Genomic DNA, 8,808 nt, shown 5'->3' with positions numbered 1-8,808 from the left:
AGCTCTTCGAGGGCCTGCTCGGTTTCAAAGCGGGCCCAGGCCGCATCCAGGTTGTCGCTGGGACTGGGGGCGGGTCTTGGTTGGGCTTGGGCCGGGCGCTGCTGCAGTTCCTGGCCAATGGCTTCGAGGCGCTGCCAGTGGCCCCGTCCCTGCTGCATCAGCCCATCCAGGTGATCCTGCGCCCGCTTCGCCAGGTCATGGGCACCAGCGGCTTGTGCCCGTTGCGTGCGCCCTTGCCACTGCTTGATCTCCGCTGCGAGTTCCAGCAGGGTCCGCCGCAGTTGGGCGGCCTCGCTGAGCAGCTCCTCCCGTAGCCGTGCGCTTTGCTCGGGATGGGACCTCAGGAAGGCCTCGAGCTGCTGCTCGAGCTTGTCTTCGAGCTCATCCCACCAGGACCAGGAACTCACGCCGAGGGAGGACGGGTGATCAGCGGGGCTTCGATCTCCTCCTGCAGCGGGGTGATTGCGGCCTCCCGCGAGCGCAGCAGCAGTTGGGTGAGGCGGGCAATGGCGCCCTCTCCGAGGTTCTGGGTGGTCAGTTGCTCAAAGGCCTCGCCGTAGAGCTCCTCGAGTTGGGCAATCAGGTTTTCCCGCAGTTCCCGGGACGCTCGCCGCTGATCTTCCCTCGCCATCGCAGTTCCGTGAGGGCGTTCAGTCTGCCTGCTTCAGCAGGTGCAGCGACAGGTCGCCGCGGGGATCGCTCCAGCGGGCTTCGCTGCTCCAGCCGGCCCGGGCGGCGAGGTCCAGGAAGGCCTCTGGGCTGTACTTGTGGCTGGTTTCGGTGACGAGGGCTTCGCCCGCCGCAAAGTGCCAGCTGCGGCCGCAGGCCTGCACCGTTTGCTCCCGCTGGCTGATGAGGGCCATCTCGATGTGGCTGGCTTCAGGCACCCAGCGGGCCTGGTAGCGGAACTGGTCCAGGTCGAAATCGCAGTCCAGATCGCGATTCAGCCGTTGGAGCAGGTTGAGCGCGAAGCGGGCCGAGATCCCTGCGTCGTCGTCGTAGGCCGCCTCTAGCCGTTCGGTGGCTTTCGGTTGATCGATGCCGATCAGCAGGGTTCCACTGGGACCGAGTAGCCGCCGAAATTGCCGCAAGAGCGCTTCGGCGGCAGCGGTGGTGAAGTTCCCGAGGGAGCTGCCTGGGAAAAACCCCAGGCGCCGTTGCGTCTTCAGCAGAGGATGGCTTGGCAGCTGTTCCAGTTGGCTGTAGTCGCAGCAGATGCCCAACATCGGCACGCCGGGATGGTCCCCTTGCAGGCGCCTGCAGGCCGTGGCCAGATGGTCGGCACTGATGTCCAGGGCGACGTAGGCCGGCTGCTCCAGCGCCTGCAGCAGTGGCCCCACCTTGCGGGCGCTGCCGGCTCCGAACTCCACCAGGGTGCCCTCGCCGAGGGCCGCGGCCATCGCCTGAGCCTGGTTTTCGAGAAGGGCTGTCTCGGTCTTGGTCAGGCTGTACTCGGGCTGTTGGCAAATCAGGTCGAACAGCCGCGATCCTTCGGCGTCGTAGAGAAACCAGGCCGGCAATTGCTTGGGGGTTTGGCTTAGGCCCTCGATCACCAGCTGGCGCATGTCCGCCGCCGCGGGATGCAGATCGAGCAGTTCCGGCACGCCGCTGCGTTGCAGGGTGCTGGTCATCGCTGCACCCCCTTCGCGAGGCGAATTCCGCTGGCCATCCAGCGGCTGTGGGGTGGATAGAAGTTGCGGTAGCTCAGGCGCTCGTGTCCGGCCGGCGTCAAAAAGCAGCTGCCCCGCAGCACGAACTGTGAGCTCATGAATTTGCCGTTGTACTCACCAATGGCCCCAGCGGCAGGCGCAAAGCCGGGATAGGGCCGGTAGGGGCTGCCCGTCCACTGCCAGAGGCAGCCGAAGACCTGTGCCAGCTGGCCGCTGGTGGCCGCCAGCTCCCATTCGGCTTCCTCGGGCAAGCGGGCCCCGGCCCAGCGGGCGTAGGCATCGGCCTCGAACCAACTGATGTGCCGCACTGGGGCATCGGGATGGCGCGGCCTGCGGCCCGCGAGGCTGAATTCCCATTCGCCCCGCCAGTAGCGCGGAGCTTGCCAGCCCCGGTCCTGCACCAGGGCCCAGCCTTCACTCATCCAGAGGTCGGCGCGCTTGTAGCCCCCGTCGGCGATGAAGGCGGCGTACTCGGCATTGCTCACCAGCCGTTGGCTGATGGCAAAGGGCTCCAGCCAGACCCGGTGGCGAGGGGCTTCATTGTCGAAGTGAAATTGCCCCGAGGCCGGATCGAGACCGATCTCCACGAGGCCTCCCTCGAAGTGTTTCCAGCCCCCTGGCCCTGGGTTGGCCCAGCTGGCCTCGTAGTCCGCTTCGGGTTCGGCGATTGCTTCAGGTTCCAGGGGATTGCGGCTGAAGCCATCCAGCAGATCCATCAGCAGCAGCTCCTGGTGCTGCTGCTCGTGCTGCAGCCCCAGTTCCACGAGTGCAGCCGGCAGGTGATCCAGCTCGGCCATCAGCGCAGCGGTGACGCGTTGGCGCCAGGCCAGCACCTCAGCGATGGAAGGCCTGGTCAGGAGGCCACGCTCCGGTCTGGCGTGCCGTTCGCCCACCGACTCGTAGTAGCTGTTGAACAGGTAGCGCCAGCGGCTATCGGCGCAGTCGTAGCCCTCCAGCTGGCTCAGCAGGAACTCTTCAAAGAACCAGGTGGTGTGGGCGAGATGCCACTTCGCTGGGCTCGCGTCGGGCATCCCCTGCAGGCAGAGGTCCTCCGGTTGCAAGCCCGCGATCAGTTGCTCGGTCGCCCGGCGGATTTCCTGCAGACGCGGCAAGACTGCGGCAGCTGAGGTCGTCACCATTCCGTCGGCTTCCGCTGAGCGGACCCTAGAAGCTCAACCTTGCTGCATCAACGCTTCTACGATCGCCGTAACGCAGAAATGGGCATGGGCGCCAGCACTCCGGGGATTGCATCCGGCTTCGTCGGTGCGGTGGGCCAGACCCCGCTCATTCGTCTGAATGCCCTCAGTGCTCTGACCGGTTGCGAGATCCTCGGCAAGGCCGAGTTCATGAACCCCGGTGGCTCCGTCAAGGACCGAGCAGCCCTTGGGATTTTGTTGGAGGCGGAAGAACAGGGTCTGCTCAAGCCCGGCGGCACCGTGGTGGAAGGGACGGCGGGCAACACCGGCATTGGCCTGACGCACCTCTGCAATGCCCGCGGATATCGGGCGGTGATCGTGATTCCAGAGACCCAATCGGCCGAAAAGATTGGCCTGTTGCGCAGCCTGGGGGCTGAGGTGCGCACGGTTCCGGCTGTGCCCTACAAGGACCCGAACAACTACGTCCGCCTCTCAGGCCGCATTGCCGAAGAGATTCCCGGCGCGGTTTGGGCGAATCAGTTCGACAACCTCGCCAACCGCCGCGCCCACTACAAGACCACTGGACCAGAGATCTGGGAGCAAACCGGCGGCAAGGTGGATGCCTGGGTGGCGGCAACCGGCACCGGTGGCACCTATGCCGGCGTGGCGCTTTATCTGAAGGAGAAAAAGCCGCAGCTGCGCTGTGTCTTGGCTGATCCCCACGGCAGCGCCCTCTACAGCTGGGCCACCAGTGGCGAGCTCAGCAGCGAGGGCAACTCGATCACCGAGGGCATTGGCAACAGTCGGGTGACCGCGAACCTGGAGGGGGCTCCGGTGGATGACGCGGTCCGGATCCACGATCAGGACGCCCTTCAAACGATCTACGACCTGCTCTGGCAGGAGGGCCTGTTCCTCGGCGGCTCCGTCGGCATCAATGTGGCGGCGGCCGTCGAGACAGCACGTCGCATGGGGCCCGGACACACCATCGTCACGGTCCTCTGCGACAGCGGCGATCGCTATCGGTCACGGCTTTATGACGGTGAGTGGCTGAAGGGCAAAGGTCTGGAGCAACCTGAGCGCGCGGCCTGATCCACATTGGTGGAAGACGATCCGAGGTTGGAGCCAGGGGCGCTGATCGGCGGTCGCTATCGACTCGAGCGCTCCCTTGCGGAGAACCGCTGGCTGGCCAGTGATCAAGCGGCAGCCGATGCGTCGGTGCACCTTCTCCATCTGAGCGGGCTGAGCGATGACCAGCGGGAGGAGTGGAGCAAGCGCTGGCTTCAGCTGCAGGGGGTCCTCCATCCCCAGCTGCCTCGCTTTGCCGATCTGATCAGCAGCGATGGGGAGCTCTGGCTACCGCGCCCTTGGCAGGAGGGGGAGTCGTTTCAGGCCTTGCTGGAGGGTGGACAGACCTTCGACATCCCAGAGGTCCTGGAGCTGTTGCGGCAGCTCTTGCCCCTGATGGCTTTGCTGCACAGCCATCGTCTCTCCTGCGGGGACTGGTCGCCGTCCCAACTCCTGAGGCGATCGGCGGATGGGCTGCCCGTCCCCCTAGCCCTGGAGCAGCCAGCCCCATGGGATCCCCAGCGGGATTTGCTGGCTCTCGGCGAGTGCGCCCAAGCCTTGCTGGGTGCTGAGGCCGCGGCGGCCTTGGCATCGATTGGGCCCCTGCAGGCCTTGAGTAGCGATCGGCCTGAGCTGCGTTTCCCTTCAGCGGCGGCTGCTCTGGCGGCTTTTCAACAATTCACTCCCGCATTACCTGCTCCAATCCCGCTGGTTAAGCACTCCACCCCATCGCGGAGGCGCAAGCGGCAGCAGGAGCAGGACGCGGAAGGACGGCTTTGGCCGGTGGTGGTTGCGCTGGTGCTCGCTGCCTTGGTGGGGACCGCCTTGGGGTGGTTGGTCTTGAGCCGGGGCAAGGTCAGTAGCCCAATGGCGCTTCCCAGCTTTCGGCTCCGCTCGAGCTTGCCGGCGGCGGAGATCAATCAGCGGGAGCAGTTGCTCAATCGCCTGCGGGCCCTGCAGGTGGATCGCCGCTGGTTCCTGAAGTTGGTGGACGCCAGCTTTCTGGAGCGTGGTGGCCGGCTGCCATCGGATAGCCAGGCGGATGCACCCCTGCGCATGGTGTGGAGTGAACTGGCTGAGGATTGGCTGAGCCGCGTGGAGCAGTTGCCGCTGCCCTTGCGGCCGCGCTTGGGCAATCTCACCGCCACCGATTGGAATCGCCGCCAGCAGGGCCTCGTGGCTCAGGGACTCAGCCCGGAGGTGGTCCAGAAGCTGGTCTCTGGGAGCGCGCTCAACCTGCTGAACGGTTCCCAGGCTGCCGAGATCCCCGCGGAGCCCTTTCGGCAGCTCTGGTATGCCGCCGCTGAACAAGCCCTGGGCAACCTGCAGATCGAGCTGATCGAGGGGAAGCGCAACAGCACCAAGACCGTCTCTGCCTGGGTGCCAGCTGGGGGCGCCCGGGTGTTCCCGATTCAGGTTCCGCCTGGCAGTCGCTTGGTCCTTGGCGTGAGGGGATCGGCCTTGATGCAGATGAGCGTCTTCGCCGCCGATGGACAGCTGCTGGAGGCGCGTGGACCACTGCGGGTGGTGAGCCTTGGGGAGGTCAAACGCTCCCCGGTTCAGGTCCTGATCAGCAACGACGGCTTGTCCTCGGCGAGCTTGACGCTCTCCTTGCGGGTTGACCCGAATCAGTAGCGGGCGATGGCTTTCTTGGCGTCCTTGATGTCCTGCTTGCGCCGCTCCTCCTGACGCTTGTCATGGAGCTTGCGGCCCTTGCCGAGGCCGATGGTGGCTTTGATCCAGGAGCCCTTGAGGTGGATGTTGAGGGGAATCAGGGTGAGGCCCTTCTGATCGACGGCGATGCGCAGTTTGTCGATCTCTTTGCGGTGGGCCAGCAGCCGGCGGGTCCGGAGGGGCTCGTGGTTGAAGTAGGCGCCGGCGTGGGTGTGGGGGGAGATGTGGACGTTGTGCAGTTGCAGCTGTCCCTTGCGGATCAGGCAGAAGCCATCCCGCAGGTTGACCTGCCCAGCCCGGATGGACTTGACCTCGGTGCCCATCAGCTCGACCCCGCACTCGAGGGTTTCGAGGATTTCGTACTGGTGCCGCGCAAAGCGGTTGTCCGCCAGCAATTTGTTGGCGGCGTCCCGAAGGGCCTTGGCGTTCTTTTTGCCCCCGCCCTTAGCCATGGCGCCGCGATCTCAATCCAGTGACCCTAGGGATGGATCCGCTGGCCGGTGGTCGTCCGCTGCCGATACCCTCGGGCGATGGCCATCGTTTCTTCGGGATCAACAGCGCCGCGTCAGCCGGCCCCGAGGTTGGTGGATCCTGCCGTCAGTGAGCAAGAGAAGCCGCTCCAGCGCGAGGATTCCCTCAGGCCCAAGCAGTTAGCCGATTACATCGGCCAAAGCGAGCTCAAGCAGGTTCTCGGGATTGCGATTGAGGCCACCCGCGCCCGCGACGAAGCCCTGGATCACGTGCTGCTCTACGGCCCTCCGGGTCTGGGCAAGACCACCATGGCGATGGTCCTGGCCGAGGAGTTGGGGGTGCGGTGCCGCATCACCAGTGCGCCTGCCCTCGAGCGTCCCCGCGACATCGTTGGCTTGCTGGTGAATCTCCAGCCCCGGGAGCTGCTGTTCATCGACGAGATTCACCGCCTGACGCGGGTCGCCGAAGAACTGCTCTACCCGGCGATGGAGGACTTCCGCCTGGATCTCACGGTCGGCAAGGGGACGACGGCTCGGACCCGCACGATTCCCTTGGCCCCCTTCACCTTGGTGGGGGCGACGACGCGGGCGGGTTCCTTGAGTTCACCCCTGCGGGATCGCTTCGGTCTGATCCAGCGGCTGGAGTTCTACGGACTGGAGGATCTGCAGGCGATCGTGCAGCGGGCGGCCGGTCTGCTCGCCTTGGATCTGGCGGAAGAGGCTGCTCTGGAGGTGGCGCGCCGCTGCCGGGGCACCCCGCGCATCGCCAACCGTCTGCTGCGGCGGGTGCGCGATGTGGCTTCGGTCGGCGGCCATGCACGGGTGAGCGCTGAGCTGGTGCAGCAGGCCTTGAGCCTGCACCGGGTGGATGGCCGCGGCTTGGATGCCAGCGACCGGCGGCTGCTGGATCTGCTCCACAGCGGTTTTGGCGGTGGCCCGGTGGGCCTCGACACCCTCGCGGCCGGACTGGGCGAAGACCCCGTCACCCTCGAATCAGTTGTGGAACCGTTTCTGCTGCAGCAGGGGCTGCTGCAACGCACCCCCCGCGGTCGGGTGATCACCCAGGCGGGCATTGATCACCTGCAGGATCAGGCGGCATGACAGCGCTTTTCGCCGTTTTGCTGGCGGTGCAGCTGAGCCTGCCCCAACTGTTTGACCAGGCCCTGACGGCGAGTCGTGAGGGGGCGTTCCCCCAGGCCTTGGATCTTTGGAACCAGGTCCTGGAGCTGGCTCCGGAGGACGCTGCGGCTTGGAGTAATCGAGGCAATGTCCAGCTGGCCCTGGGTGACCCCGAGGCGGCGATTGCCGACCAGTCCAAGGCGATGCAGCTGGATCCGAGCAACGCCGATCCCCATCTCAACCGCGGCACAGCTGAAGAAGCCCTGAAGCAGTGGGATGCCGCAGAGGCCGATTACCGCTGGATCCTCGAGCGCGGCGCCGATGCTTCTGCGCTCTACAACCTCGGCAATGTGCAGGGCTCCAAGGGGGACTGGCGGCAAGCCCGCGGCAGCTTTGATCAGGCGGCCGAGACCCGTCCAGGTTTTGCGATGGCCCGCTCCAGTACGGCCCTAGCGGATTTTCAGCTGGGGGATCTGGACCTGGCCGAAAAGGAGTTGCGCAGCATCATTCGCCGCTACCCCCTTTTCGCCGACGCCAGGGCTGCTTTGACGGCGGTGCTTTGGCGGAAGGGTGAGTCCGGCGAAGCCGAGAGCCATTGGGCTTCGGCTGCGGGCTTGGATCCGCGTTACCGCCAGCCAGAATGGCTCCTAGAGATTCGGCGCTGGCCGCCGGTTCCGGTCCAAGCCCTGTCGGACTTTTTGGCCTTGAGCAGCTGATGCCCGATCTGCTCTCCCGCGACCAGCTCAAGGCGGAGGTCAAGGCCGCCCAGCAGGAGCTGCTGGCGATTCGCAGGCATCTGCATGCCCATCCGGAACTCAGCGGCAATGAGCATCAGACCGCCGCTTTGGTGGCCGGCGAGCTGCGCAAGCTGGGATGGCGTGTCCAAGAAGGGGTGGGCCGCACGGGGGTGCTGGCGGAACTGGGTCCGAGCGGTGGCCCCGTGGTGGCCCTGCGGGTGGATATGGATGCGTTGCCGGTGGAGGAGCGAACGGGCCTGCCCTATGCCTCGTTGAACCAGGGCCTGATGCATGCCTGCGGCCATGACATCCACACCACCGTCGGCTTGGGCGTGGCTCGAATCCTGGCGCCCTTGGCCGAGCAGCTGGGCGGCACGGTTCGCTTGCTGTTTCAACCGGCGGAGGAGACTGCCCAAGGGGCGGCCTGGATGGTGGCCGATGGGGCGATGCAGGGTGTGGATGCCCTGTTTGGCGTGCATGTCTTCCCCAGTCTTTCGGTCGGAACGATCGGGGTGCGCAGCGGCAGCCTGACCGCCGCCGCCGGTGAACTGGAGGTGGAGGTCTTGGGTGAGGGTGGCCATGGCGCGCGGCCCCACCAGAGCACCGATGCCATCTGGATCGCGGCTCGGGTGGTGAGTGGTTTGCAGGAGGCCATCAGCCGCCGCTTGGACGCGTTGCACCCGGTGGTGGTCAGCTTCGGCCGGATTGAAGGGGGCAAGGCCTTCAACGTGATTGCCGATCACGTCCGGTTGCTTGGAACGGTCCGTTGCCTGGATTTGGAGTTGCATGCCCAGCTGCCGGGCTGGATTGAGGAGACCGTGCAGGCCATTTGCAAGGGCTATGGAGGCGAGGCTCGGGTGCGCTACCGCTGCATCTCCCCGCCGGTCCACAACGACCCCGAACTGACGCAGCTGTTGGCGGATGAGGCGGTGGAACT

General features: G+C 65.9%; 10 protein-coding genes. 5 read left to right on the top strand and 5 right to left on the bottom strand.

The genetic code is table 11. The annotated features are described in order from the left end of the window. The 4 genes from QZ184_RS08335 to egtB all read right to left on the bottom strand — a co-directional run. On the bottom strand, positions 1 to 407 hold a 407-nt coding region (locus QZ184_RS08335), incomplete at its 3' end, for a hercynine metabolism protein (protein WP_296419038.1). Further along, entirely contained in the window at positions 404 to 631 is a 228-nt protein-coding gene (locus QZ184_RS08330; protein WP_247476554.1) for a hercynine metabolism small protein, read from the bottom strand. The genes QZ184_RS08335 and QZ184_RS08330, both read right to left, overlap by 4 nt. A 19-nt stretch (positions 632 to 650) precedes the next feature. Next, entirely contained in the window at positions 651 to 1,631 is a 981-nt protein-coding gene (gene egtD, locus QZ184_RS08325; RefSeq protein ID WP_296419037.1) for an L-histidine N(alpha)-methyltransferase, read from the bottom strand. Then, positions 1,628 to 2,809, bottom strand: coding sequence for an ergothioneine biosynthesis protein EgtB (gene egtB, locus QZ184_RS08320; RefSeq protein ID WP_296419036.1), 1,182 nt, complete (start codon positions 2,807 to 2,809; stop codon positions 1,628 to 1,630). Before egtB ends, egtD begins: the two co-directional genes overlap by 4 nt. 78 nt (positions 2,810 to 2,887) lie before the next feature. On the opposite strand from egtB, the gene QZ184_RS08315 reads away from it, so the two are divergent. After that, entirely contained in the window at positions 2,888 to 3,895 is a 1,008-nt protein-coding gene (locus tag QZ184_RS08315) for a cysteine synthase A (RefSeq protein WP_296415563.1), read from the top strand. A gap of 9 nt (positions 3,896 to 3,904) precedes the next feature. Next, a complete protein-coding gene (locus QZ184_RS08310; protein WP_296419035.1) occupies positions 3,905 to 5,506 on the top strand; it encodes a serine/threonine protein kinase in 1,602 nt (533 codons plus the stop codon). Here QZ184_RS08310 and smpB read toward each other — a convergent pair. Continuing rightward, the gene (smpB, locus tag QZ184_RS08305) at positions 5,500 to 5,997 is read right to left on the bottom strand and encodes an SsrA-binding protein SmpB (RefSeq protein ID WP_010314107.1); all 498 of its coding nucleotides are present in this window, start codon (positions 5,995 to 5,997) and stop codon (positions 5,500 to 5,502) included. The two genes, QZ184_RS08310 and smpB, sit on opposite strands and share 7 nt — an antisense overlap. 78 nt (positions 5,998 to 6,075) lie before the next feature. On the opposite strand from smpB, the gene ruvB reads away from it, so the two are divergent. The 3 genes from ruvB to QZ184_RS08290 form a co-directional block, all read left to right on the top strand. Beyond that, positions 6,076 to 7,116, top strand: a complete 1,041-nt coding sequence (ruvB, locus tag QZ184_RS08300) for a Holliday junction branch migration DNA helicase RuvB (RefSeq protein ID WP_296419034.1) — start codon at positions 6,076 to 6,078, stop codon at positions 7,114 to 7,116. Continuing rightward, complete coding sequence (locus QZ184_RS08295; protein WP_296419032.1) at positions 7,113 to 7,850, top strand: tetratricopeptide repeat protein; 738 nt, start codon at positions 7,113 to 7,115, stop codon at positions 7,848 to 7,850. The genes ruvB and QZ184_RS08295 overlap by 4 nt, the downstream gene beginning before the upstream one ends. After that, positions 7,850 to 8,808, top strand: a 959-nt coding sequence (locus tag QZ184_RS08290; protein WP_296419030.1) for an amidohydrolase, incomplete at its 3' end; no start/stop codon positions are given. The genes QZ184_RS08295 and QZ184_RS08290, both read left to right, overlap by 1 nt.

The organism is Vulcanococcus sp. DEBay_Sum22DG08_74, assembly GCF_017852955.1.
Classification (GTDB): Bacteria; Cyanobacteriota; Cyanobacteriia; order PCC-6307; family Cyanobiaceae; genus Vulcanococcus.
Note: the sequence above shows the minus strand (reverse complement) of the source record. Positions and strands in the feature narration are given on the sequence as shown.